A 25,646-nucleotide genomic window follows, 5' to 3' on the forward strand; every position below is an offset into this window, starting at 1 on the left:
TGCATTGCTGCAAGTTTATCTCGGTCGTGAAGTCAAAGTGAGTCGTCCCCTTCAATCTCCCTGATTTCCAACTCCTTCCCTTCGGAAACAATAACGGTAATTTTTTTGGCTGCTCCAACCTCAATGACCGGGGTTGTCTGTTTTGCCAGGTCCAGGTAGAAATCATGCAGGCTCGCTGCTCCATCAGAAAGGCCACCTCCAATGGAATATTGGGCTACTTGCCCGGAATCAATGCTCGTTGTCGTGCCAAGGGCAGAGGTCGATTGAGTGGTGGCGGCAGATTTGAGCATGTCGCCTATGCCACCGAAGAACCCTGCTACGATTGTCCTTGCCGTGGCTGACCCCATTCGTGACACGACTCTGCCGGATAAACCGACCTTGCTGTCGGAATCAGTGACAAACCCTTTAACCGGGGTGTCAATAATGGCTTTACCTTCGTTGCTGAGGCATGACAGGGAGACCAGGCGCACGTCTGCCCGTTCTTTGTCGAGCCTGCCGACTGCTTCAGCAATGACAAAACAACCAGCCAGGTTGGCCTTGATGTCATTGGGCAGAACTGCCGGCGTCTGGATTCTGAGTAGGAGCGGCTCAGGGTTGTTAGTGCCTTTCCCCGAAGTAGAAGCATCGAAACCGGTCAACAGCTTTGCCTCCATAAAGGAAGGGGGGAGATATACGGTGCGTCCTTTTTTTTTACTTTCTGCCGTGTCTGTTCCCCCTGCTGTAATTGCAGGGTTTGATAATACGCTGATCTCACCGAATATTATGGGCTCAGGGCGTGGATGCGGTGGCCGGTTGGTGGACGGTTGGCTGTCGGTCAGGGGCCATGGCTCTTCAATAGACCGTGGTGGTAGAATCTTTGTGTTTTTGGTGACCTGGTCGGCTGTTGGAATCTCAGGGAGTGGGGCTGTGGTTGCTGCCTGAGTTGGTCTTTTTTGCTCCTGTATTATTTGATCGACCGTCTGCTGGAGAGATTCCAGCTGTCGCCGTTGCTCCCGGAGCATGGTCTTCTGGATGAGATCTGGTTCAAGCTGGATCTGTCTTGTTTTTTTCTCGCTGAAAAAGCCCTTGGCGGGATTTGTCCGCGAGGAATTATAGCCGGTAGAGACCAAAATCAGGAAAATGACGCCGATACCGGACCATATGACGATCTTTTTATATTTTGGTTCCAGCTCATTGAACCGTTTTCGTAGATTCATTGCTCCTGCTCCTTCTGGTCCACGACAAAAACTCTCGTTGTCTGACCTGGTCTTAAGCTGTGTTCTTCAACGGCAACTGCCAGTATCGATGGGCTGACAGGAGCTGATAAAAATAGTTTCTCATCCAGATCAATTTTGTGTTTGGCAAACGAGCTCACCATGTATTTTTTCAGGCGTAGGCCGACGCCATCAACGTCTACCGCCTGTTGTAATGTGACGGCCAGGTCTGGAGAAAGGGGAATGCTTTTGTTTGCTTCGCTTATCCGGTAGCTTGTTGGATAGATGTTAGTGTAGGCCTCCCTGATAATCTGCAGAGCCCGTTTTTCCAGAGGTAATTTTTTGTAATGGGTGATGTTCTTCTTGAAGGAGTCCCCTGTTGGCGACGCCAGACGGAGGGTGACGGATGGTATGTCTGTCGGTGTAACAATGAGGGTGTAGACGACATTGTTGCAGACCACGAATAGCTCGCTTGGTGTATCGGCGTAGATATAGTCATTGCCCATATCTTTGATCTTGAATTTTACAAACCCGTTGTTACCGGAAAAATGGCCGGTCATACCTTTTTCCTGGGAAAAAATAAGATCGTTCATTGGACCGGGGCAGACGATGCGGTTGATATCTTTATTGGAAAGTTCCACACTTGTTGGCACCTCTGCTGGGATGACGGTGTCCGCGAGGCAGTTGCCGGTAGCCGCGATAATCAAGGCCGTTGCTGTTAAAAAGCTTTTCCTAATCACGCTGTGCCTCCTGCCTTGGGGCAAATTTTTCCTTAAACGATATGAGATAGAACCTGCCGTCCTGCAAGCGATAGCTGATTTGATAGGTCTTGCTCGTGTTTTCAAGTGGTGTGTTTGCGGCAAATTGTTTGAGATTGCCAAACACTTCTATCAAACCCTCATCACGCTCGATTTTTTCGAGATAGAAAACGGAGCTGACTTGAGATTCTTCAACTCTGCTTGCCAGAGAGTACCAGGCGCTGGAGGCCTCGGAGTATGATTCCGGGGCGTAATAGGCGAGAAGCTCCTCAAATTGTGCCCGGGCTGTTGGCGGTGAATAAGTAGCCGCCAGATTGACAAGCCGCCTGCTCACATCTTTAACATAGCTGTCACTGGGCTTTCCCTGGACAAACTCAACTGTCCCGGTCAGCTCAGGTGGGATTAAAACGACTCGTTGGTATTTTACAGCCCGGTAGACCATGAATGAGTTGAAGGTGACAGCCAGGGACAGGGCAACGATGACGAATTTTAACAACCTGTTTTCTACGAACAGGTTGCTTGTTTTCTGGAGAAAAATGTTGGTGTTCATTCATGAAACTCCCGCTGGAAATATTCGGGATAATTTTTCATCTGGATAAAGCCGAGCATGTAGAGGGTGTGCTTGAGGAATCCTCTGGATTTCACTCTCTTGGTACGGGTGTAAAAATACTGGGTCAGCAGAAACATAAGCCACATCAGTTTGCCGTAAAGAAGGGCCAAGGTAAGGGTAAACACGAACAGAATTAATTCGTCCGTCTCAAACCAAAGTACCTGGATCGGTCTTGAGAGGTATTGTGGAAACCTGTGGCTGAAATTGTTCTCGTTCATATGTGTACCCATCTCTATTTAGCTCCATAAATCTTTACATGATGGTTGCGCCAATGGTCTGGACAACAGCATCAGCCTTGAGGAGAAATGCACCACCAAGAACAACACCAGCTGCTGGTAAGATCATTTGGCGAATGGCAAGAATGGCCGCAAAGACCATACAGGCAACACCAGCCACAAATCCGATAGGGCCAAGCAGAATCTGGTTCACGCCGATATCGTAGAGATCATAGGCAAAGGATCCCGCTGCCGGAACGGTCATGGCCATTGCGTTGGAGGATATACAGCAGGCGGTAATGGTTATTACCAAGGGGATTATGGACTTTTTTCGCAGGACTTTCGTTGGGTGGCAGGTAAGGCTGAAGTTCATGGGGGTGTCTCCTTAATAGAGGGTGAAAGTGAGTTGTCCCGACACTACGGAACAGTGTGACTACTGCCTTAAAGGGTGTGTTGTTATCTCCACTCTTCTGTTTTTGTAAAATTTCTGTGGATTATTGGTGATAGGATTCAATGCTCCTTTTCCCTGTACAGTTCCTACCGTAAAGCCATGGTCACGGAGGAAATCGGTAACCGTGATGGCCCGTTGGAGAGAAAGTTCGTGGTTTCCGGATTCGGTACCAAGTGCACAGGTGTAGCCGGTTACACTCAAGGTGATCTTTTGGGTTATGCTGTTTCGCCCCAGGTTGGACAGTATTGATTCAGCCGTTGCCGGCAGGATAACTGCGCTGTCCAATGCAAAATAGACCATTGGAATCTGGGAATTGACGGTTAATACGTGCTTCACTTTCGACTGTTCACAGATCACAAAGGTCTTGCTGGTAACATCCTGGGTTACGGCCATCCGAAATCGGTATGGTTGCTGGCGCACTTCTACTGATTCCGATTGTGTCGGTATCATTAGGATGGTTGCCAAGAATAAAAGTATGATTTGTTTGTTGGTCTCCATATCTGTTTTCTATTTTCTGCCGGTGTGACCAGTTGTTATTTTTTCGTTTGACCTTCCTGGTTTTGAGTCCTTCGTTTTCTGTAAGTGTCAATAAATGTTGTTTATTACTTCTTTGTTTGTGCTCTGTAAGAGATGGTCAGCTGTTACCTGTGCGATTTTTCTCTCGGTGTTTGGCAACCTGTGCCCTGTTTCTGATTGTATACAGACGGCTTATTTGCTGCTTACCCAGCTGGAAGCAGAAGGTGGTCTGGATCTCTTCGATGAGAGCGGGCATGGGTAGCTTGGATCCCGGCGCCAGGTTGTAGAACCTGCTATAGGCATATCGCTCCCATTTGGTGGGAAGGTCCGCTGTCCTGAGAAAGCTGAGCCGTGCCTTGAGCGAAAGGCGACTCAATTGTGCCCGCAGTAGTTCTTTTCTGCCCCAGATCTGTTCCAGAAAGTGAAGGCCTATAAGGTCTTCCCGGGAGAGTGGATCGTGAATTTCTCCTACACGGTGCAGGTAGCGAAGAATGCGTTTAGGGATCGGGGATGTTTTTGCGTATTCATTGATATGCATCATGATGAAGCTCCTGATATTCGCTGAATGCTGTTACTCACCAACCGACAGGCATGGCGACGACTAACGTTGAACTTGGTGGCAATGTCCGGAGTGCTGGCAGGTGTTGGCTGTTTGAGGAGCCAGAGGCAGACTTCACGTTGACGTTCGCTAACCGTTGCCAACGCTTGCTTGATTTCGTTCCTTTTTGGTTCCCTGATTGTGGTGGATTGTTCTGGGATGGGCAGAAAATAATCTTCCAGGCAATGGACCGTCTGGATACCGGATGACAGCTTGATGCAGTTGGTCTGGAAAATGACCCGGAAAAAAGGGGTAAATCGTTCAGGAGTCCCCTTTTTCTTCGTGGAAATAAAGGCTTTATAGGCGGCGATTGTCGCTTCCTGGTAGAGGTCCTGATTGTCACCAGCTATAAATCTGCGATAAGGGGTGGCGATTTGGCGGATGAGCTTTTGGTTTGTTGAGACCCATTGCAGAGCCATGCTCCACGCTTCTTGGTAGTGTTGCTGCTCGTTACATTGTCTTGTTGGTTGTTTCATCTTGTGCCTAACCTCGATTCTGCTCTATTGTTCAAAAGATTAAAAATAAGATTAAAGATGATTAGGGGCAGTTGGCTGATTGTTTGAAAGCTCCTACTCTTGGGGGCTTTAGCCGTTTTTCATTGTGCAAAGTGTGAGTGCTATGCCCCTTTGCTGCGACTGCTATGCCCCCCTGATCGTGAGTGCTTTGCCCCCCGGTGTGGGTGCTATGCCCCTGGGGTGTGACACCTATGCCCCTTCAGTGTGAGTGTTATGCCCCCAAGTGGTGGCTGTTTTTTTCTTCATGTGTGAGTGCTATGCCCCCCTGGGAGATCACTATGAACATTGTCTGGGTGAGAACCGTTTTACATGCAATTTGTCGGTGTCATCGATTTGCCAACTATGGATTGCTTGCACATTGACCAGTTCCGCCATTGCCAGGCGGAGACTTCTCCGGTAATCGGTCAAGCGTTTACACTCAGAGCCGCATAAATGCTTCAGCGTCTCTACTTTCATCGGGAAAGGTTCCCTGTGGCTGGCATAAAAGCCGTGCAGCCACTTGGCCAGATCGGATTTTAATTGGAGACGTTGTTGCCACTGCAGCTGGGTCCAGCCTGCATCAAACAGCACTGCCAAATGGGGATTGATTTTTAGAAAGTAGGTTTGTGCCTGATTGTTATATAAAAATTCGTCCACCAGGGAGCCGGCGTAAGTGTTTTTTTCATTCATTGAGCTTTGATGGGCTTCAATGTTGATTTCTATGGTCGTAGCCGTCAAACGTCGGAGTGAGTCTTTAAGCCACATGCGGCCTGATTTTCCTGGTTGACGACCTATTGCCCGTAGAAAGCTTTTAATCTGAAAACGGATGTACTTTTCTGAAGATTTTTTACTGTGGTGAGTTTGGAGATGAAGGGTCTGTGCCAAGACATCAAAGTCGCCTTGATCAAGTTTCCAGCCTGTGTAGCGAATATCGATTGTTCTTACCGCTGTAACTGTTTCGCCTTTAACTGCTTTTCGCCTGCCGCGTTTGATAACGCCAAAAAGAGCAGAACGTAGGCAAAGGTTGGGAACACCTCGCGTGTTGATCGGCCAGTCGGGCAGATGCGGGGTTTGATCAAGGGTTAATATTTTTTTCTTTAATTCCGGGGACAATAAATTGAGGCAGCTGTCCGGTAAAGTGGCAAGAGTTTGAGAACCAGGAGCTTGGCCCTTGTTGGACTGGCTCAGATAGCCTCTTGGCTTTTTTAAAGGTGTTTCTTTTTTCATAGCGCTTACCTGCTATGAACCGCTATGTGACGACGAGGTCTTCCGCTTTTTACGGCCTGCACCCGTTTGCTTTTAAACCAATCACTCAAGTCTTTTTCCAGAATCAACACCACCTTTCCAGGCTTGTAGGCTGTTAAATCCCCCTTCTTTATGGCGCGGTGAATTGTGTGATAGCTGCACTTCGCTAATTTGGCAGCTTTATCCATCGTCATTAGGTCGTTCTGTATCATCTTGTTCGCCTCGTGTGTCGTTATTCGTGTACAGAAACACAACATTACTACTGTGTTAATTGATCTTTTTTGTGCCTTTTGTGTTTTCTCCTTTTGTGTTGCATTTTGATGAGCATGTTTGTACCTTGATTAATAGCTGTTGAGAGTTGTGTCAAAATAAAAATGTAATATCAGTAACATGTGGATTTAGGTGGTGTCGACAGGCGTATCCTTTTTGAGGTGAAATAGGCGTTGGTGATGTGCAGGGGTAATGATCATGTTGTATACTAAATGTTACTTTTTGTTGCAGGTTCTGCCAGCTCGATAGGGATTTGTAGCTGGTAAGTGCCAAATCAGAAAAAGATGGAGTTTTGGCTAAGGAAGGAGAAAATTTTTTTGTAAAAACTGATTGTGAAGATTTTTTAAGGGGGCGGTGATGAGGCTTGAGTGGCGGTTAAAACAGTTATTGGAAAAACATGGCCTGTTTAGGTTTGGTATAGAGACGCAAATTGCGAAGGAGTGCGGGGTTCACCGGCATACTGTCGGCAAGTTCATTCGCAATAAGGTGCAAAGTCCCAAGCTGGAGGTTTTGGAAAAGCTATGCGAATGGTTGATTGAAAAAGGCGTGCCGGCAGAGACCTTGCCCGGTGCGCTTTTTGGTGTCAGGCCTTCCGCTTTGTGGCGGGCAATAGGTGAGTCAGGCAAAGTCCATATCTATCTTGGTGAATACCATATTAAAGGGAAAACGATAACGACACCGCAGCCTTCTCCACCGGTATCCATTTCCAGGCATGATTCGGTTGTATCTTCTAAAATCATTCATTTTCTTTTTTCAGAGGCAGAACTCAGGGACCTCAGGCCATCTGTGAAGACGCTGTATGTTCCTTTCTATTTTACCCCGGGAGTGTTTGATGCCGATGATGAGGTTTTCAAGGAAGATGCATCGCGCGCAAAGAAGATCTTTACAACTATGAGGGAAGATCGGCAGCGTGACTGCTCGTCCATAATTGTCGGCAGTCAACGGGTAAATTACCTGGTCGAGTATATCGTTGCTGACCTGTTTTGCTGTGAGCCTTTTGTCCAGAGTAGTAAAATGGTTCAGGTGCCATTTTATCTTTGCTACAGAAAGTTTGACCGTCTTATGCCGAGCTGTTTTGGTGGCGTTGGAAATCCACCAGGAAAAGATGATGAGGTCCTGCCTGGGACCTATTATTTGGATGAAAATTTTACCTGGCAATTTCTTGAATGGAAAAGAAAAGAAGCTGACGCAGGGGTAGTAGTCATAACCAGAGAGGCAGATAATGTCGAACTGGCGGCGTTCGGGTTCTCTGGACGGTCAACAAATGCCATCGGCAATGCTCTGCTCAAACAATCTCACAACTTCTGGCCAGAGGGTAAAGGCGACGGCAGTAATACTGTCGTTATTGGCGATAAGGAAATCGGTGTCTACATCTGCAGCGTCACATTCAGCGAAGAAAAGAAAAAAGGTAACGGCAGAGCTTTTGAAGATTTTGAACAGGATAAGGTGGAAGTGATTCCTCTATCTCGTCAAGTGTTGGGAAAGTTTCTTGGTAAAAATAGCTCTAGAGGTGTTGTCGGGAACCAGTGAAAATTGAAGGAGCAACGTATGATGAGTAAGTGTTTCCAGTTAACGGCTTTTTTTCTGTTGTGCTGCTTGATGACCAATAATTCGGCAATCGCCGAGAATCCAATGCTAACTTCTGGAAATGGGAGTGTGCCATCGGAAAACAGGGGGCTTGTTTTGTCTGCCTGTTACTCTCTCCTGCTGCAGAGTGACTCCTGTAAGAGCGAAAATGACTGGTCTGTCGTAAAAGAAGAAAGCACCCTGAAGATAAATTACAGAATTAGCGACAAGGGTTACCCGCAATTTGCGGCGTTGCATTTGAACGACGGCTACTTTCGCATGGTTTATGGTGTTGAAGGGGGGTGGGGGACATCGGTCATTATACCACCTGGTTTTTGGATGGGTGGTGCTTATTACCAGGGCGCACCCATTGAAGTTACTTGGGAGAAAGAGTGTGACAAACTTATCCTTAACCTGTCGGGTACGTTGGCGGGGTTATCCTTTTCCGGGAAAATAACTTTATCTCCCCCTGGGGAGGAATCCATCGTTGCTGATGTGACAATGACTACCTCTGGCAATATCAATCTGGATGTCAGGGAAGGGGAGGCTTTTAAGCCGGTCATGCTCTCTTCAATGCGAATTTCAGATACGATCTGGGATGCCAGTGGTGCCTTTGCAGGGGCTGTTAATTACACTATCCCAACAACTGGCGTGATCGTTGACCCGCTGGTGAGCGATACAACATTTGGCTTATCAGGTGGGACATCGTCCTGGAAAACCAATGCGCCGACAGTTGTCGTCGATCTTGACAGGATGCTGCCCATAACCGGCTGGGTAACTCCAAGTATGGATTCGAATGATGATAATATTGGCTTTTGGGCTGCTTCGTCTGCGGTATTATCATCATGGAGTTACACGGTCATGGTAAAAAAATGACCGCCAAAAATACGGAGGCAAAAGCGGGTTGTTTAATATCCTGTTATTTTTTTCATTGTAAGAAAACCCATCCGTGAAGTTTCGAGGAGAAGAGAAAGTAGACAGGCTCTTCACCTTTACAGCAATAGCAAAAAAAAGCACTTCTCCCTTCATTTCCTAAGATAATGATAAGGTGCAACGTAAAACGGCATTCCGTGATTAAAGGAAGGCTTGGGGTAACACATAACCAGCACCCCACTTTCGTAGAAGCAGAATTTTAATTACGTTCTATTACCCAGAAACCCGTGCTATGGCTCTTTAGTTCAGTAAAAGAGATGGTCTCAATATCCCGGCTTTCACGCCGACCCGGGTCAAGGACACGATATGAGGTTCCTGTACTATCGACCGAACGTAGCACCATAAAATGACCACGGTAGCTACTGCTCCCTCCACTGCGTGTTGTCCCAGTGCACGGCCGGCATGAAAATATGACAGGAATACCTTGACGCAGATAGGCTGTGGCGTCGTTAAGTGTAATACGCCGTCCCTGAAAACCAGGCCAACCGGTATGTACATTTGTAACCATGACGTCGCCTAATGTTCCACTGTTGCAAACCCGGCCATGTGTCTCTGCATATCTGACTGTTTCCGGTGGTGTAACAAAATTAATATCCCCTCCTGTTGCTGCCTGTTCCGGGTCTTCAGAATATAAATAATTTAAGACAATGGCCAGGGATGTTGGTCCGCAACCCGCTTCTCGGACACTTGTACATTTCGGATTTGTACCATAACGGGTTGCCCCCCAACGTGGGTCAAATTGTTTGTATTCCACCATTGAGCCGGTAAGAAAATCTACCAACCTTTGTTGTTCAGTGAGAAGAGCTGTTCTTTGATTCCATAACTCTTCAGATTTAGGTTCATCCACCGAGCAGACTTGCGGGATGAGTTGCAGCCAGGCGTTAATGGCGTGGAGCTCTGCTTGAATAGCATTGATGCGCCGCCTTGCCTGCCAGCGTTTTAATGGCCGCAGTTCATTCTGATGTGCGACCCATTCGTTTTCATATTGAATCAACAATTGCTGCTCTGGTGAGGACTCTTCACAGTAAGGGCGGTTTAACAGTAAATCGCGCAGGGTAGCGATTTCCCCCTCTAAAAGCACGGAACGCGTTTCCAAGACACCAATTAACTTTTCGCGATGATGGTCGCGTTTGTTATCCAGTGAGTTCCTGTGAGCGCTGCTCGATGGTTCCATCCGGGCCAGTTCCCGGCTTGCATCGGCAATACGCCCGCGATGCAGCATGGCTGCAGCCTTGTAATAAGCAAGGGAATCAGCCTTGGTACGTGTGTAGCCTGTGAGGAGTCCACACTGTGTTGCCAGTTGTTCCCGCCATGTTAATTGTGCCTGGAGGTCTTCCCTTTCAGAGGAGGACTGGTCAGTTAGCGCTTCCAGTTGCCCTCTTAGCATCGTAATTTCATAATCAAGATTTTCCGGACAGACATAGTTACATTGAACATGGTTTGCGTCTGAAGCACTGCCTGACGCACTTTGTTGGACCACATGAGTAAGTTCATGAGCTAACAGGCGTGTATCTGTTTTGCTCTGACCTTTTCCCAGGAAAATGTGATTTCGGTGGGTGAATGCTTTTGCCTGGAGAGACTTTGAGGCGTTTTGCGCGGAGAGATCACTATGCAGTCGCACATGTTTAAAGCTCATACCAAGTACAGGCTCAACCTGCGACCTGATTGATTTTGATAAAGGTTCACCCGGCTCGTGACTTGAAATTATTCTTTGTACAGATCCGGGCGCCTGTGGTGGAGGCATATTTGAATTGTGCAGTGCCTGCACAGTGGATGTGGCGAGAATATGCCAGACTGAATTTCCATGTGGTTTATACTTCGGCACCGATTGTGCGCGATGATGCTTTGTTTCAGCCTCAGTGTTTTCGGTTTTGAAATGCCTTGCAGTATGCATCATCAGCCTCCGGCACTCTCTTTCAAATATACACTGTTGTTAGTTCACAGGGAACTTTTCTTCTGATATTAATCATTTGTTTTCTCCTCCAGGGCCTAGGGGGCCTTGGCCACCGGAAAAAGATTCTTCGAACCGGGCACTCCAATGTGTATTAAAAAATCTATCGAGAAAATTTAACAACCAGCGAATAAAGCGCATTACCAATGCTGGGGTTGGTCGAAATTCCCAGTGCCAAGGTTCATTTATATCCGGATTACGCATGAAACCATAGCGTGGTGCGTTCTGCCAAAGCCAGGAAAAAAACCAGGACCGTCTCCAGGTATTTATCCAGACTGGACGAGAACTTGCCGGCGCCCACCCTTTGTCCGTTCCGGCAGGTTCCCGTCCGGAACGATATTTGTAAGTCAAATCGATGGCAGTTGCGCGCTGATGGGGACTGTACCCCGGAGAGAACACCCTTTGATTGGTATATTCCGCGAGATATTGAGCCGCCTCGGCACCATGCTCACCACCGGGTAATGTACTCCGGTGAGCACGAGTTTCATCATAATACTGACGAGGCGCATATCGTTGCCAGATTCCGAACTGCTTAGTTGCAGATCGATAGCCACTGCGTACCGCCAATGCTTCTATGTCCGCAGCTGACCCCCCAGGTATATTTGCGCCAGCGAGATCAGAACGGGCGGCATCCAGCATATCCTGCACAGAACCGGCTATGCTTGTATGAATACTTACCGTTCTGCCTGGCTTGACATAAGAGCCCGGCAAAGTGGTACGATCAGACGGCGCAATTTCATGAACATACGTGTCACCACTTGCCGTCCATATGGCAACCTGTCGACGATAGACTTCCCGCATGAAAGTCCTGCGTCTCCTCTCCGGTTTGGAAATATCCCTTGCCGTAGGTGATGGAAGATTTGCCTCAGTAATTGGAGCGCGTTGGACAGTCTCCTCCGATGCATCATTTTTTTTAGGGCTGATTGAGGGGTGAGATGACGCGCTAGCTTGCCCGGATGACCCGGTTGATGGCGTTGACGATGCAGCAGGACGGGTTACTTGCAGAAACTCCCAGACAGCTGGCAGAAATTTCGACCACACTGAACCCTTCAATCCCGGGATTTCCATGGTGATGATGGCGCGTGACCATTTTAACCCCGAGGCCAGTACCCCGAAAGATGTTTTCGTGATTTTTGACTGCATGGGATACAACAAGTTGTATTGCGAAGTGCCCTCTCCAGTACCAGGAAAACGGTTTGCAGGGAATTGTACACCTCTTTTCCGGCCAGGTATATTGCCGCTGGTTGCCCATCTTCCCTTTTTCCCTCCTTCCTTGCGTACGCTATCAATCATGCGTTCTGTCAGCTTCATCCCGCTTAAATTATGGGATTGTTGGGTGAATGCAGCGGCTTTTTCCGGAGTGGTTTTTAAAGATGGAGGACTTTTTTGCGACCACCACAGAGGATCAAGATAGATACCCCCCAGAGGTCTCCTGCGTTCAGCTGCATTGGGCATGCGGATAGCGTGAACACTCAGAGCCCGTTCCGGTTGAAAGTCTTTTTCGATTTCAGTCACAGTTGAGACGATTGGGTGTGCTACAGGAGGGGTACCACCAAAAGAGCGGTTAGGATCAATGGACCTACCTCCACGATTTACCGAAACATGGCGACCCGTGCCAGGATTCAATTGAGGGGCGACTAGGGTATGAAAGTAGGGACGAGGACCTCCTGATGAGGATAAATCTGATCGAACCCGTCTGCCGAGTTGTTTGGCCTGTTGTTCGTCACCATGAATCCCCGCCATTACAAATGCACGCCGGTTATGAGTATTGGCACTGGATCCCGAATAAAAATAAACAGCTGGTGATGTCGATACCTGGAAGCTGCGTGTACTCTTCCCCCGACGGGTAAGCTTTTGCCGCAATTCAGGTAAAGTATATTTTCGCTGGATAGGTAAATTTTTACCTTTCTGCTGCACGACATGGGTCAGTTCATGGGCGATAAGCTTACGTCCTTCGCCTGTCTGCGGTCGATATTCCCCAGAGCCGAAAACAATATCGTGGCCGCGTGTAAAGGCACGGGCATTGATGGCACGTGCTGTTTCTGCCGCCTGTGCACCATCATGGACACGAACCTGGCTAAAGTCACTGGCAAAACGGGGTTCAAAATAATTGCGGGTAGACTCGGGTAAATATTTATATCCGCCCAGACTCTTTATCTTTGCCGTAGTCTCGGTTGGAACCGCTTGAGTTCCATTTGCCTGCTTGGATTGTGTTGTTTTTTCTTTCTCGCAGTTACCACACAAATGCTGGATCGGGGAAATGTTCAAAGCTTTGCTCTGGATTGGAGGTGCCTCCTGTTCCTCACCATATAAGCTTTGAGTTCCGAACTGCGGCATACCCATGACCTGATCCGCAACGCGATCGGCCTCTTGTTCATATGCATCATTTGGAGCGCCCACGGTAAGTTTTCCTTGGACACCAAGCGATTTTAAGTTGACAGGTTCTTGTTCGTGTTCAGTAGAAAACCTTTGAACAAGGGAACCAGTTGTATTAGCAACCCCGGTAACCTGAAGAGCGAGATTGTGCCATGTAGGGTTAAAACCGGTTGACGTTGTATTCCCCGCCGTTAAAAGTTTTACCCCTGCAGCTTTGGGTTTGGAGTCCTGCTTTATTGTTTTTTCTCTGGTTTTTCCTAACATACAAAGTGAGGTTTATATTTTTAAGGTGGAATGCCACTTATACACGGTAGAGTGCATCTTGAAGTCGGCTACGATTATTTATAAAGCGGCATCCGCCATCACCCGGACAGATTTCATGATTGGGATTGGCTCTTATATTTTCCATAGCACGGGTATAATAATTCTCACCTTGTTTGAAATAGGTCACAAAAATGCTTTCAAAGAGATGAGGGGGGTAACCATGCAGATATCCCGCGAACAATCCCTGGGCACGGGCAATCACAGCCGCCGCCGCCTGAGCCGTGCCCCGGTCTGTCAATAGGAAATCAATAATTCTGTTGATCTCGGGATCAGTAATAGGAGAACCCGGCACCGTTAACTCGCCTCTTTGTACTAGTTCAAGAGCGGTGCGGACATTTATATTGGCATTGCCGACATCGTTTTCCATGGTATTAAGCAACTTGCTCTTAAAATCAAAAAATCGGTCAACATCAATAAATGATTCTGGTAACAAATCAAGCAGAGTATCCTGGGCAGCGTCCAAAACAACACGATATCCGCGGCGTGTGTTGTATTCGTCCGCTATCGAACCGGCAATAGCCAGAGCGGGAGCGCCTTTTTGATTAGCTGCGGACTTGATAACACTACGAATACTGCTGATGTAGCCAAACGTTTTGGCGTCGTAATTCGTTGCAGAGGCCTTATCACAGGCACAGCTAGCGCCAGCAGCGGTTGTAATGGCCGTTGCCTCACAGGTGTCAGGCTCACATGACGTAATATTAAACAGACCGGCACCTTCTTCAGAGCAAACAGTGGATGATTCTTCTGCCGTGCGAAGTTTTTCCTCTTCCTGCAATTGTTGACGCTGAATACCCGGTTGAGGCATCCCTGTGACAATATCGGCCACCTGATCAGCTTCTTTCTCATAAGGATCATTTGGGGCACCTATGTCGAGCTTTGTTTGTACACAGAAATTTGATCCCCCGGCCCATTGTTCTGCCGGGTGGGCATAGCTGGTTGCAAGCTGAAGCCAGAGAGGGTTTATCCGGGGAGATGATGATTCCGGTTTTTTTTGATTTGCTCTCCCTTGGGTTTTGGCTTCGGCTTGTGAGGATTCATGGTCCTTTGCGGCGTACACGTGTAATTTTCACCTATTAGTGTTGTCATATGGCGGTGTTGCCGAGAGCCGTCCACACCTTTCATTAAGGGGTGAACGACCCAACCTTGTCGATTGCCTGTTTGTCGGTAGTCTTAAAAAGCTCTTGATGCCTGATCCCGACAAACGAGGCCGTACCCGGAGTTATTTCCTCAATACGAGACCACTGCTTACCCCGGTGCCCAGGCGACTGATTAATTTCCTTTCCTTATCGTTGGCAATCCGCAGTTTGACGGTGGCACTCTCTTCAGCTACGCCTGCCTCCTTCAAGGCTGCCAGCAGCGCCTCCGTCTTGGTGTCTGTGGCCCCCTCCTCGGGTTCTTCTGTCATTACCTGCTCAATATTTTTCAACACAATGCCGTCCTTCTTCAGACGGGCTACTGTCTCTTCAAAGGCAGGGTTTTTGATCAAATTGCCCAATATATCGTAACTCATTTTCTCACTGACAGTGGTGACCACGTCTTCATCAGCGATATCTTTAGCATAGGCATACAGGTTGGAAAGGGGGGCTGCTACCCTAGGCCAATCGTCTTTGGGAATCACGACCACGACAAGAGTCATGGCAGTGCCGGTAGTGGGCCAGTGCTCTTTACCGTGAATGGCTTCCGTGACGTTGTTACCGTTCAAATTCAATGCATCACGGATACACCCGGCCTGGACTTTATCGCGGGCTGTTTGATTCGTACCAGAACCATTCTTGGAAAGTGAAAAAAGCAAATACGTCAGGTTGTTATTGGGGTTGTGTTTCTGATCGAGAAGATTCTTAGAAATTGCCGTGTTGATCATAGAATTGAGGGATGAATCTTTGGGCTTATTGTTAGGGCCAAATTCCACTCTACCCAACGGATACATGTTGGGAGTCGTCTGAAATTCCTCGGGAAAACCCGTTTCCTCAAGAGTTTCCTTGAACTCCTCAAGTATCTGCTTGTCTTCGCATAGGTCGTCTCTCCGGCAACGGGGAGTGAGAATGACATAGACATCATTGTAAATTGGGGGGCTCAATGGTTCGACCACCAGAATCGTCACCGCCGGACATTCCAATAAATTGTGGTTAACCTCTTTTACTTTTAGATCTATCGCGAAGGGCGCACCCAGGGTGGTGGCAATGGTTTGGGCCTGATCGGCATAATGTTGATCACTGAGTGTTTGATTAATGACAGATCGAAATAATGTCAGGGCGTGATAGGGTACGAGGTTGCCTTTATTTCCCCAGGCGGTTTGTAAATCAATGGCAGCTGTCTTACCGAACAGGTCTTTGGTTTTGCTTCGGAACTTTGGTATATAGTCAAGTTTCTGAGCGTTGTATTTCTGCAGAAAATGACTTAATTTTGGAGAACCACTTAATCTTATAAAGTTATCAAGAGAATTTTCTGCTATTTCAACCCGATAAACCTTATGGCATACGGTCGTAACTCTTTGGGTAGCATAGATGATGACACCGTCTACTTCGCCGTTTGCAAGTGTGTCCGGCACCTGTGCCGCCCAGAAGAGTTCGGCATTTTCGGAAAACTCGGCAACCGGCTCCAGGACATCGGTGAGGCTGTTGAGCCGCGCTTCGGCCAATGGCTGACCCTCATCATAGGCAGCGCCGCGGGTAGCAACCACGCCCAGAACAATGTCTGCATCGTCGTGCACCTGCACCTGCTGCCAGTCAGCCCGCACATAATCATGGGAGGTACGGACACTTTGAATGCCAGCTTCGAATGCAACAATGGTCACGGGCTGGGGCTTGAAGCTGTTGATGGTTTCAGGACGGTTATTCAACAGGGCATCGCGTAGCAGTGTCCTCTCTTTGTCATTTGCCACCGATGTGTGGAATACCCTGAAGCGGCGGGGCTGGACAAGGGCCTCCGGCATCTTATCAAAACCGCAGACAATATCGCGTCGCCGATGAAAAAGCACCCAGTCGCGTCTTGCAAAGACACGCAGTTCATCAGGCACCGGCTTCGGTGGTGGAAAGAGCTGCCGAGCGGCAAAGTCAGCAAAAGACTTGTCGTTTTGAGCGGTGCCCAGACGGGCCAGGGCCGAGAGTGAAGCGGTATGCAATGGGTTTGCCGGTTTTAGAACATCATTGTTTATCTTCTGCAGGCCATTGAAGATGGGCAACTCTTTTTTCTCCGCGATCACTGCAGTTTCTGGTGGGGCGGTCTTCTGGTGGGATATCTGAGGAAGGTCTAGCTGGGTAACAGATAGCGAAGCCTTAATCTCCGCAGTGGACGAATCCTTCCAGACCCTTTCAAAACCGAGTTCAGTATTGCCTATCCCCGCCCAGATTGACGGATTGATCACCCTGACCCAATAAGATGGCTGGGGACAGTCAGTTGTTTTGCGCAGGATGGTGACTTTTTCATAAAGGCTCAGTCGTATGGTCTGTTCAATACGTTTACCGCTCTGTTCAATAAAAAAATTGAAAGCACCTTTGGCTTTCAGTCTGCAGGTCAAACGACGGGCATCATTACCGTGTTGGCCAATGTCCTCGACACGAAGCAGGCCATCCACTGATATATCGACCGGAGTCAGCCACAAGGAATTACTCGGAAGCTTGGCATTGGTGAAGACCACCTGAACCGATACCTGGGTTGCGTCGCCATCTCCAAGTTCAAAAGGATCTTTGTTGGTGCGAAGACTTAACCAGATTGCCTGAGATGGTTGCTGGCGTAGCGTAGTGAGCGGCTGTTCATTTTGGCGAGTAGGATTGGTGCTAGCTTCCCTTACAAGCCTAGTTTTTTCTACGGAGCTGCCAGTTGAAACAGCAGCCAGTGGATAATCTCTCGGGGTAATGTTTACCGGGATAGCCGTTGTCTCCGGTGTCTGGGCGGCATAATAAAATGCAGTTCCGCCGCTACCCAAATCTTCACCACGGGCTGCGCCGCGTAACGCGGCATGGAGGATTGAGACATCCAGTGCTGCCTTCGGAACTTCCGGTTGCGAGGGGGAATTTTTTCTCGCCTCCCTGGCTGGTTTTATCAAGTGTTTTTCCAACCTACTTATCAACGCGTTAATTATCTTCGTCAAGCCAGCTTCATGAAGGACAAGCTTCATTTCATACCCGGTTCCGGGAGCTTCTTCTTTGTACTCCTCGATGCGGCCATCGGGCACCAGTATGTCCACTTTGGGCTTGGCAGCTGGATCGTCAATTCCGGCAAGCAGGGAGATTCGTTCCATGTGCTGGGCCTCTTCCAGGACATGGGGGATGTAATCCGGCCGCACCGAGCAATAACGCAAATCAACCCCTTGACCCATGAGCCGTCGCACCTGTTCATTAACAGTGATGGTACTGCTTGGACTGATCGGCAGGTAGCCGGCGCTCGGCAATTCGATGATACCGCAATTAATCAGAGAGCGTCGTGAGATGGCCTGCACGGCAACGGCAGCGAGATTTTTCTGCAACTCGCGAAGCGGCGCTATTTCAAGATAATCATGGACTCTTGAAATCGCCTCCATGTTGGCAAAGCGTTTCGTCACTCCAGCATACTGCTCCAACAGGTCGGTCAGGGCCTTCGAGGCCTCGCGGGCAAGTTTTTTTTCTTCTTCACAGGGATCTATGTCCCCAGACACATTGCCCTTGGCAAAGCAGGAGGCAAGCTGACACTGAAACTGGAGGATCTGGGCAAGAAAAACATTCCAGGGCCGCATGGCCATGCGCCCTGCCCAATAACGTCGCGGCGGTGTTTCCATACCTTCACGGCGGGCAATCCAGGCGTCCAAAAAAATGGTTTTTTCCCCGGCCCTGGCCATCACAGCGATGGGCACAGCAGCACCCCCTGCGGCTTCCGCTCCCTGGCACCAGATGGGCGAGGAAAGCCCTTCACCGGAGATAAGAGACGCCGGGTTACGCTGCTCAACACTAAAATAGGCTGAAGCCACCCGGGACCGCATATGCTTTGAAGAAAAAGCGATTGCCTGTGAGGCAGCCAAGACAGCCGGGAGAGTCAAAGGCATAGCCCGAATGACTACGCCTTCAATGATATAGGGCCGTTCCGTGCTGGTGATGCAGGCCTCTTCACAGAGTTTACCGTAGACATCCTCCTCGCCGCAGTATGCCTCGGCATGGCCTACGGTAATGAGGTAGATTCGGACTCTTTCGAGGATCGTTTCAGGAGCTTCCTCAGCGGCCAGCTCGCATTCGCCGAATACCGAGAGAGCAGCTGTCGCCGCCCCTTCAGCAACAGAAAGGCTCTTGCGTGATTTTTCAATGAGTTCGGCGATGCCAACCCGGATCTCTTGGGGCATATGCAGGACTCGACCATCAGGGTCAATGGCAAGTCCCGGACCGACATCCAGACGGTCGCCGCCGGCCAGCGCACAGGAGAAGCCGTGCACCACGCCGGAACCGCTGGCCTGATTCGACAGGCGGACTTGATGCAATAGGGCCTGCTGCTCCAGGTTCAAGTCAACGGCTCGTAGAAATTTTCCATCGAAATAATGAAGTCGCTTCAAAGGACTTTCCTTGGAAATTACGGTATGACCGCCCATACTGTTAATGACCACTACGCCATTATTATTTTTCACGATGTCCGACATGGTTTGCTCCTCGTATCATTCGACAGTAGAGACGACAGTAGACATGAAAACAAAATCGTTTCCATTCATCTTGCCACCAGGAGGCCCTCCGAGGGCTCCGGCCAAGGGGATGTTCTTTGTATCAAGGAACGGGAATCCGCCGGTTCCGCTGACGATCAGGCGAACCAAGGTGCCGGTGCCATTTGGGAGTTTATCCTGCAGCTTCACGCTGACAACCTTGTCATTCGAATTATATTCCACCGATTCAATTTTCTCCTCTTTCCAGCCGTGATCCTTTTTGAATGAAGTCACCAAAAGTCCCTCGGCCTTAACGCTATTCTCCAACAGGAAGTCACCATTTATTGGGAAGGTGATTTTAGCCTCCGTGATTGTAACTTTATCAGGATCGATGCGGGGACCGTCGGCATCCTCAGGAGGAACATCAGGGCCGCCCCCCGATGTTTCGGGCTCCTCTGTGTCCGAAATGCAGGAACATATGGGGCCGCAGAGCAACTCCTGAATGGTTGACGTGGCAACATGGACGGGGCGCACCGTATTATCGACCTGGCCGCTGCTGACATGCCAGCTGTTTTGAGCAGGGGTGAGGGTTATTCCCTCAATGTCGGCCAGGGGCAGCAGGGCCGGGTCTCGATCCGGAAACAGGGAAAAGGCATCGCCCTCATCGGTTGCAGCAGGGGTCAGATCCATTTCATCCAGGGCTGAGAAGCGACGGAATGCTTCCAGATAGGCTGCCGGCTGCTCATTTGGGTCAAGGTCGAGAATATCGGCCCGGGCGTCCAAGACCACTTTGTCAGCAGCGACCACATTGTCATTAGCATCCGTAATTGCCTCCTCAAGCCCGAAAAGCAGACGCAGTCGATGATAGGGCAAGAGGCCCGGCGGTGTCCGCCACTCAGGCGATTTTCCCGGCAGCAGCAGCAGCTCAACGGTTTCGATGATTCGTGAATAGGCAGTGGTGGTCCCGGTGTTGTCGCAGGGTTCGGTAAGTGCCGGAACCTGCCTGGCAAGGCAGCCCTTAAACCGTATGGCCACATGGGCGTCAAAACAGACGATGCCGCCCTGCTCGCCATTCTGCACCGCGGCCACCAGGTCCGGCTCGTCCTTATGCTTCTCATACCAGCTGCCGATGTCCAAACAGGCGGGAGACTCCAGATAGAGTTCCCTCCCCAGGCTGTCCATGGCAAGGCCGGGAGTCACCCGAATTTCATCCTTATCCCCGGACAGACTTACACGCAACCCCCACACCGCACCCTGGCGATGCAGCCAGGCGCTGTGCAGCCACATCTTGCCCCGTTGGTAGCTGTCGATGGTTTCAAAATCATCAACACCCAGCAGCATGCCGAAATGCACGAGCAGGGAGCGGAAAGGATTGACCGGAGAAAGTCCGCTCATCTCCTTTTTTTTATCACTGTTTTTTGATATTTTTGCCGTACTGCTCACGATGGCCTCCATTTTTCTTTAATCTCCTCTGATGGCACTGAGGAGTCTTTGCTGCCTTTTATTCCCCTTGTATTCAATTTTACCTTTTAAGGCATCAATGACATCTTCAAGGTAATCGCGGGTTCGAATAGCAATATCTTGTTCCTTAAGAGCCTCCACCAAGGCTGATTCCGCATTATCCATAGCCATGGCCAGGCTCGCTGGATTACCGTACCTGATGGTGGTGAGCAGCGCTATTGCCTGATCATAGGAAACGGCATTGGCCCAGATATGATCGGGAATCGAGGCCTCCCAGAGATCCAGATCGTCCTGCATGTCGTCGGTATAGTTATCCTCTGCCAACAACAGCGCTGCATGAAGGCTTTCCAGTTCGCTTCGGATTGTCTGGACATCGGGGTTATCACCAGGATCCGCACTTATGTCCGCTATCATGGCCTTGGCAATGGCGAGTTCCAGTTCAAATTCCTTGGCATCGACAGCTGCCTTGGCATCATCGAGTGCTTTTTCTAAAAGAAGTGCTGCCTCTCCGTCGTTCACCAGATCTGTATCTGTTATCCGACATTTTTCCGCATCTGTAAGGGCAGCACTTTTGCTGATAGCTGTAAAAAGCGCCAAGGCCTGGTCATATTGAGATTGGCTGTTGAGAACATATTTCTTATAGGCCTCCTCGGTTTTCAGGAATTCAATCCAGAGCTTCATGACCTTGCCGGAAGTTCCTTGCGCAGACTCCCAATAGTCACCAGTTTCATTTTTCAGGTCAGCTAAGAGATAGGCAGCGCCTTGGTCGTAATCTTTCAGGTCTTGGCCACGTTCAAGAGCTCTTTCCAAAAGTTTTTCCGGAATATCGCCAGTGACTCTGATCTTGGACGTGGCGATAATGTTCTTTTCCTTAGCAAGGGGATCTTCCGGGTCAATGGCGCCGCCTACAGCTATTACATCCAGTAAGGTGGCGGCATCTGTTGCCAGATCCGAAAGCACTCCCTCGACCACTGTCTTATTCCAGCTGTCATGATTTTTCTGACGTTCTTTGGCGGTGAGGAGTTCTTTGCTTGCTTCCTTCAGGTTTTCCTTGGCCCTTTGCAACTGGTCGAAGGCCTGAGCCATGTCATTTTTTAATACTGCGATCTGCTCTTCTTTTGCTAAAAGATCGGCCCTGGCATTACGAGACTGATCCAGGAGAACGCGTAGTTCCTTGGCCAATTTTTCTATGTCCGCCGGCATGAGAGCGACCGTCAGCGCTTGGCGTGCCTCTTTTACCTGTTTCTCCAGGGCCGCAAAATCGGTCTGTAGAGCATCGTAATTCGCCTGGGCATTGGCCAGATTTTCCGTAGCCGCGCTGAAATTATTCTGGGCATCATCGCGCAAGGCCGCATAGGTGTTTTTCTTGGTATTGAAAAACTCTAATAAAGTAGTCATGACTCTCTCCTGCCCTCCTCAATCTTCATTTTTTTGCCTCTCAGACCACTGAAAAAGTATAATTTTCATACTTCGCATTTGCCATTTCTTGTCACCACCTCCCGGAACGGTTTGCCGCTTTTTTCATACTCCCGTCGAATGGCATTGATGAAATGCTCCTTTGATATGGCCGAATTATCAGCCGCCGCCAAAAAGGCGGCAGCCACGGCAGCGTTTCGAATGAGACCACCGACAATGGCAAAACGTTTAGCGATTTCTTCAAGCTCCACATCAGGAGCAAGGGGTGCTCTCTCCGGCAGATGACATTTCCAGAGAGCCAACCGTTGCTCCCGGGATGGTTCCACGAAATCGACAATGAACTCCAGCCTTCTGGTGAAGGCTGTATCGATGTTCTGGCGTAGGTTTGTCGAAAGAATTGCCATGCCCTCAAAACGCTCCAGCCGGGAGAGAAGATAAGCGGTCTCCAGGTTCGCGTAACGGTCATGGGCATCAGACACTTCGGTGCGTTTGCCAAAAAGGGCGTCTGCCTCATCAAAAAGCAGCACTGCCTTGGCGCGTTCTGCCGTTTCAAAGACCTGGGCAAGATTTTTTTCAGTTTCACCGATCCATTTACTGACCACCCGGGAAAGATCAACCTGCAGGAGATCGACATCGAGTGACGAGGCCAGAATTTCAGCAGAGAGGGTCTTGCCGGTACCTGGAGGGCCGGTAAAAAGCATGCGAACGCCTCGTGCCCCGCGGCGGCCTTCCAGAAAACGCCAATCATCAAGGACCTTACCCTGCATATAAAGACGGTTTAGCGCCTCATGCAGCTGCTTCAGCTGTTGGGTTGGCAGGACGAGATGCTCCCAGGTCGCTTCGGGACGAATGAGGCTGACGCCGCCTTCGAGATTTGTTGCGGCACGGCCGCGAATAATCGATGACACATCATTGAGGTGGACCTGGAAACCATTATATTGCTGCGCAGATTGAAGATCATCGGCAACCTGCAGAGCATGCCAGGGCTCCACCGGGAAGCGGGCCGCTAAAATTTCAGCATCAGCGGCAAGTGCCGGAATAGTTTTTTTCCACATGTCACGCAGGGCTGTGGGAGTCAAACGGCGGCAATTGACCGTAATCAGGGGGCGATTGCGGGAAATTTTGCCGACGCCGCCTCTGGAGCATAAAACAACCGGTCCTGGAAAATGATCGAATTGCGGTAGGACTGCCTGGTTAGGACCTTCTCCATGGGGAATGCGTAACACTGGTACCGCCCCCCGCGCCATGGCGTGTACTCCGATAATGCGGTCCAGGTAAGGTGACATAGGCGTTGCCAGACGAATGCGGATGAAATCCACTCCTGCTTCCACGGTGAGGGCGGATCCGCGCTGAAAGGCCCCCTCATCATCATCGCCGTTTATCAGAACCGTGCAATTGCTTGCCGAACGGAGAGCTGCCATGGCTTTCCCCGTCGTGGCTTCCTGCAGCCAATCGTCAAGTCCATGGCGGCTAATCTTGCCGTCAACCTTTTCAATTTCAGATGGCCAGGCATCAATGCCATGCAACACCGGCCAGATCATTTCAGCGGTACGGATATTTCTGTTAAAAAAGGGCTCGTCGTCACCATCGAGATGAAGGACTCCAGCTTTGACGGCTGGCCCGGTTGTCAGCGTCTTCCTGAGGGCATTACGGTCTTCTGGCCCCTGGCAAAAAAATTGGGTGGCTAGTCCCACCGTGGGCCGTGGCTGTCCCTGAGGATGCAGTGTTCTGAAAATATCGGCAAATCCTTCATGTTCATCTGCCATGCCGGCAAGTAGCAGAAGATCAACCTCACAGGGCGAGAATCCGAAACCTCCTATCAGCAGGTGCAGTGGATGGTGGTCCACCGGGTTTATTCGGTCAAGCAGGGAGCCTTGCCAGTGGGCGAGGGATGTCCCTTCAGAGACACTTGCAAAGGCATGGTCCAGAAAATGGAGCGCCCCCTCCAGAGCCTTTTCTCCGTCGACAAATTTTTGTCGCAGAAATTCGGCAAACCGACCGGCCAAGATGCCAATCTCTCTGAAGAGTTCCCTACTTATTTTCTTTTCTCTGGTAGTCTGCATAGTTATGATGGTCACCGCTAAAAGTGAAATGGTAAAAAAAATCACTCATAAAAAAATTTTATAATCACGCCAAGCCAAGGGATAAATCCAGGGTCTTGATCGAGCCCTGCCCGGCGTATCTCCGTTGATACGTCTTGTAACGAAAAAATAACTTCAAACCAGCCCGGATCAGCGACAATTGCAGCCTTGCGGCAGCAAATTTTCTGCAGGATCTGCTCAGGCTTCATTTTCTGCCAGGTTATATGCTCTGCCAGAGCTTTGATGATTTTCAGTCGCCAATTGGCCAGCAGCTGTTTTTCATCCTCATTCGGCCCCGGCTCATTCTCCCATGGCAAGGGGGCGTCGGGTCGCAGACCGCAGAAGGCGAGTGTGGCTGGATCAGCTGTATCTGTAGGAAGAAGATGAAGAGCCAAGCCATGAAGAAACCAGCCAAGAGAACGGCTGCCCATGCCTTTGACAACTATTTCATCGATGATGCCGGAGTGCTCCAAGAGTGGCAGCAGAAAAAGCAGACCGCCAAATTCAGTGCATCCTTGGCTCCGTGGGCGGAGAAAGGCCTCTCTTTGAATCGGTTCCCAGGCCGGGATATCGTCCTCTCTTAAAGAAGCACCCATGCCGTGACTATGAGGTAATTTTTGGGAAGACCTAGCTTGATTCGGGATTTCCTGACTGGTGCTTGTTGTTTCCCTGGTACCGTAATCCTTCATTTTTGCAGATTTTTCTGCCGGAACGGTCTTGGACAGCCTTGTTTTCGGATGAATTTTTTCCTCTATGGCTCCAAGGATCACCTCGGCTTCATACAGACCACCCCGGAACAATACCGGCTCCCTTTCAAGCAGAATAAGTTTTGCCCATGATGGCAGAAGTTGCGCTTTATTCAAAAAAACTGTTTGATCCTGGAAAACAACACTGGCAAGGGAGGATTCTCTGATAATCCTTTCCGCAACGACTCTTGCAGCGGTAGGCGCTTTCACAGGGGTACCACCTATTGTCTCAGTTATTGAGCTGTCAACCTCCACCCCGTGGGCCATGAGTGCAGCTACGGCCAGATCCTGCCACCAGATGGGCGGCAGAAGAAGCAGCAACCTTCTCAGCCTCCCCGCAGCTGCCATGGCCGTTAGAAGTGGGATAATGTATTGTGATTCCCGGACCAGGCTGGAGACAAGTTTCTCTGCTGCCTCGCTGACGGAATCAATCCGCGGATCCACCGAAAAATTTAGCTGTTTCCAGGCCCAGGCCCGATGAAAATCTCCTCTTGCCACGCTGTCGGCAAAATCGATAAATCCATGTATGCGGGATGGGTAACGGATAACATTGGCCGGGTCGTTCTGGGATAGAACTTCATGAAAGCTCTCAGCCAGGGACATGCTCCAATCGGTAATGAGGTCTGAATCGACAGAGTTGCTTCGCAGTCTCACCGGCGCATGAACCCGGCGGATGCAGATCTCCTCACGAGGGGAAATTCCCAGGCGTTCCAGGGCCAATGCCAGTGAGCCGTCCAGCATCTCGCCCAGTATATGGTCAAGCCTGTCCAGCTGATCAAACATGGAAGGCGGCAGATGATAACGCGCCTGAAAGTGTTCAATATGAAGAGTTTCCATATTCCTTCT

20 protein-coding genes are annotated in these 25,646 nt (G+C 49.7%); 2 read left to right on the forward strand and 18 right to left on the reverse strand.

The genetic code is table 11. From position 1 onward, the window contains the following. Positions 1-32 precede the first annotated feature (32 nt). The 10 genes from ACHZCY_RS15510 to ACHZCY_RS15555 form a co-directional block, all read right to left on the reverse strand. The gene (locus tag ACHZCY_RS15510; RefSeq protein ID WP_319549531.1) at positions 33-1,196 is read right to left on the reverse strand and encodes a TraB/VirB10 family protein; all 1,164 of its coding nucleotides are present in this window, start codon (positions 1,194-1,196) and stop codon (positions 33-35) included. Beyond that, positions 1,193-1,933, reverse strand: a complete 741-nt coding sequence (locus ACHZCY_RS15515; RefSeq protein ID WP_319549532.1) for a TraK domain-containing protein — start codon at positions 1,931-1,933, stop codon at positions 1,193-1,195. The genes ACHZCY_RS15510 and ACHZCY_RS15515 overlap by 4 nt, the downstream gene beginning before the upstream one ends. Further along, positions 1,926-2,501, reverse strand: coding sequence for a type IV conjugative transfer system protein TraE (locus ACHZCY_RS15520; RefSeq protein ID WP_319549533.1), 576 nt, complete (start codon positions 2,499-2,501; stop codon positions 1,926-1,928). The genes ACHZCY_RS15515 and ACHZCY_RS15520 overlap by 8 nt, the downstream gene beginning before the upstream one ends. Continuing rightward, positions 2,498-2,779: a type IV conjugative transfer system protein TraL gene (locus ACHZCY_RS15525; RefSeq protein ID WP_319549534.1), complete on the reverse strand. Its 282-nt coding sequence runs from the start codon at positions 2,777-2,779 to the stop codon at positions 2,498-2,500. Before ACHZCY_RS15525 ends, ACHZCY_RS15520 begins: the two co-directional genes overlap by 4 nt. 34 nt (positions 2,780-2,813) lie before the next feature. After that, positions 2,814-3,149 (reverse strand): hypothetical protein, encoded by a 336-nt coding sequence (locus ACHZCY_RS15530; protein WP_319549535.1) that lies wholly within the window; start codon positions 3,147-3,149, stop codon positions 2,814-2,816. A gap of 60 nt (positions 3,150-3,209) precedes the next feature. Then, positions 3,210-3,677: an OmpA family protein gene (locus ACHZCY_RS15535; protein ID WP_319549536.1), complete on the reverse strand. Its 468-nt coding sequence runs from the start codon at positions 3,675-3,677 to the stop codon at positions 3,210-3,212. 184 nt (positions 3,678-3,861) lie between these two features. Further along, positions 3,862-4,284 carry a hypothetical protein gene (locus ACHZCY_RS15540; RefSeq protein ID WP_319549537.1) on the reverse strand — a complete coding sequence of 141 codons (423 nt, stop codon included), beginning with the start codon at positions 4,282-4,284 and terminating at the stop codon, positions 3,862-3,864. Next, positions 4,281-4,817, reverse strand: coding sequence for a sigma-70 family RNA polymerase sigma factor (locus ACHZCY_RS15545; RefSeq protein ID WP_319549538.1), 537 nt, complete (start codon positions 4,815-4,817; stop codon positions 4,281-4,283). The genes ACHZCY_RS15540 and ACHZCY_RS15545 overlap by 4 nt, the downstream gene beginning before the upstream one ends. Positions 4,818-5,132: 315 nt before the next feature. Further along, complete coding sequence (gene trfA, locus ACHZCY_RS15550; RefSeq protein WP_319549539.1) at positions 5,133-6,062, reverse strand: plasmid replication initiator TrfA; 930 nt, start codon at positions 6,060-6,062, stop codon at positions 5,133-5,135. 5 nt (positions 6,063-6,067) lie between these two features. Then, the gene (locus ACHZCY_RS15555; RefSeq protein ID WP_319549540.1) at positions 6,068-6,292 is read right to left on the reverse strand and encodes a helix-turn-helix domain-containing protein; all 225 of its coding nucleotides are present in this window, start codon (positions 6,290-6,292) and stop codon (positions 6,068-6,070) included. Between the two features lie 415 nt (positions 6,293-6,707). Between ACHZCY_RS15555 and ACHZCY_RS15560 the strand changes: the two genes are divergently transcribed. Then, the gene (locus ACHZCY_RS15560) at positions 6,708-7,880 is read left to right on the forward strand and encodes a helix-turn-helix domain-containing protein (RefSeq protein ID WP_319549541.1); all 1,173 of its coding nucleotides are present in this window, start codon (positions 6,708-6,710) and stop codon (positions 7,878-7,880) included. 18 nt (positions 7,881-7,898) lie between these two features. Next, positions 7,899-8,792, forward strand: coding sequence for a hypothetical protein (locus tag ACHZCY_RS15565; protein ID WP_319549542.1), 894 nt, complete (start codon positions 7,899-7,901; stop codon positions 8,790-8,792). Between the two features lie 256 nt (positions 8,793-9,048). On the opposite strand, the gene ACHZCY_RS15570 is transcribed toward ACHZCY_RS15565, so the two are convergent. The 8 genes from ACHZCY_RS15570 to ACHZCY_RS15605 all read right to left on the reverse strand — a co-directional run bounded on the left by ACHZCY_RS15570 (position 9,049) and on the right by ACHZCY_RS15605 (position 25,637). Beyond that, a complete protein-coding gene (locus ACHZCY_RS15570) occupies positions 9,049-10,746 on the reverse strand; it encodes an eCIS core domain-containing protein (RefSeq protein WP_319549543.1) in 1,698 nt (565 codons plus the stop codon). Between the two features lie 69 nt (positions 10,747-10,815). Further along, on the reverse strand, positions 10,816-13,440 hold the full coding sequence (locus tag ACHZCY_RS15575; protein ID WP_319549544.1) for an eCIS core domain-containing protein: 2,625 nt from the start codon (positions 13,438-13,440) through the stop codon (positions 10,816-10,818). 37 nt (positions 13,441-13,477) lie between these two features. Then, positions 13,478-14,557: a hypothetical protein gene (locus ACHZCY_RS15580; protein ID WP_319549545.1), complete on the reverse strand. Its 1,080-nt coding sequence runs from the start codon at positions 14,555-14,557 to the stop codon at positions 13,478-13,480. A 162-nt stretch (positions 14,558-14,719) separates the two neighbouring features. Then, positions 14,720-19,099 carry a hypothetical protein gene (locus tag ACHZCY_RS15585; RefSeq protein ID WP_319549546.1) on the reverse strand — a complete coding sequence of 1,460 codons (4,380 nt, stop codon included), beginning with the start codon at positions 19,097-19,099 and terminating at the stop codon, positions 14,720-14,722. A 15-nt stretch (positions 19,100-19,114) separates the two neighbouring features. Continuing rightward, positions 19,115-20,551, reverse strand: coding sequence for a hypothetical protein (locus tag ACHZCY_RS15590; protein WP_319549547.1), 1,437 nt, complete (start codon positions 20,549-20,551; stop codon positions 19,115-19,117). 6 nt (positions 20,552-20,557) lie between these two features. Next, positions 20,558-21,955, reverse strand: a complete 1,398-nt coding sequence (locus tag ACHZCY_RS15595; protein ID WP_319549548.1) for a hypothetical protein — start codon at positions 21,953-21,955, stop codon at positions 20,558-20,560. A 65-nt stretch (positions 21,956-22,020) separates the two neighbouring features. Continuing rightward, positions 22,021-24,036, reverse strand: coding sequence for an ATP-binding protein (locus ACHZCY_RS15600; protein WP_319549549.1), 2,016 nt, complete (start codon positions 24,034-24,036; stop codon positions 22,021-22,023). A 41-nt stretch (positions 24,037-24,077) separates the two neighbouring features. After that, positions 24,078-25,637 (reverse strand): hypothetical protein, encoded by a 1,560-nt coding sequence (locus tag ACHZCY_RS15605; protein ID WP_319549550.1) that lies wholly within the window; start codon positions 25,635-25,637, stop codon positions 24,078-24,080. Positions 25,638-25,646: the final 9 nt, after the last annotated feature.

The sequence above is a fragment of the Desulfogranum marinum genome, from assembly GCF_963675105.2.
Taxonomy (GTDB): Bacteria; Desulfobacterota; Desulfobulbia; order Desulfobulbales; family Desulfobulbaceae; genus Desulfogranum; species Desulfogranum marinum.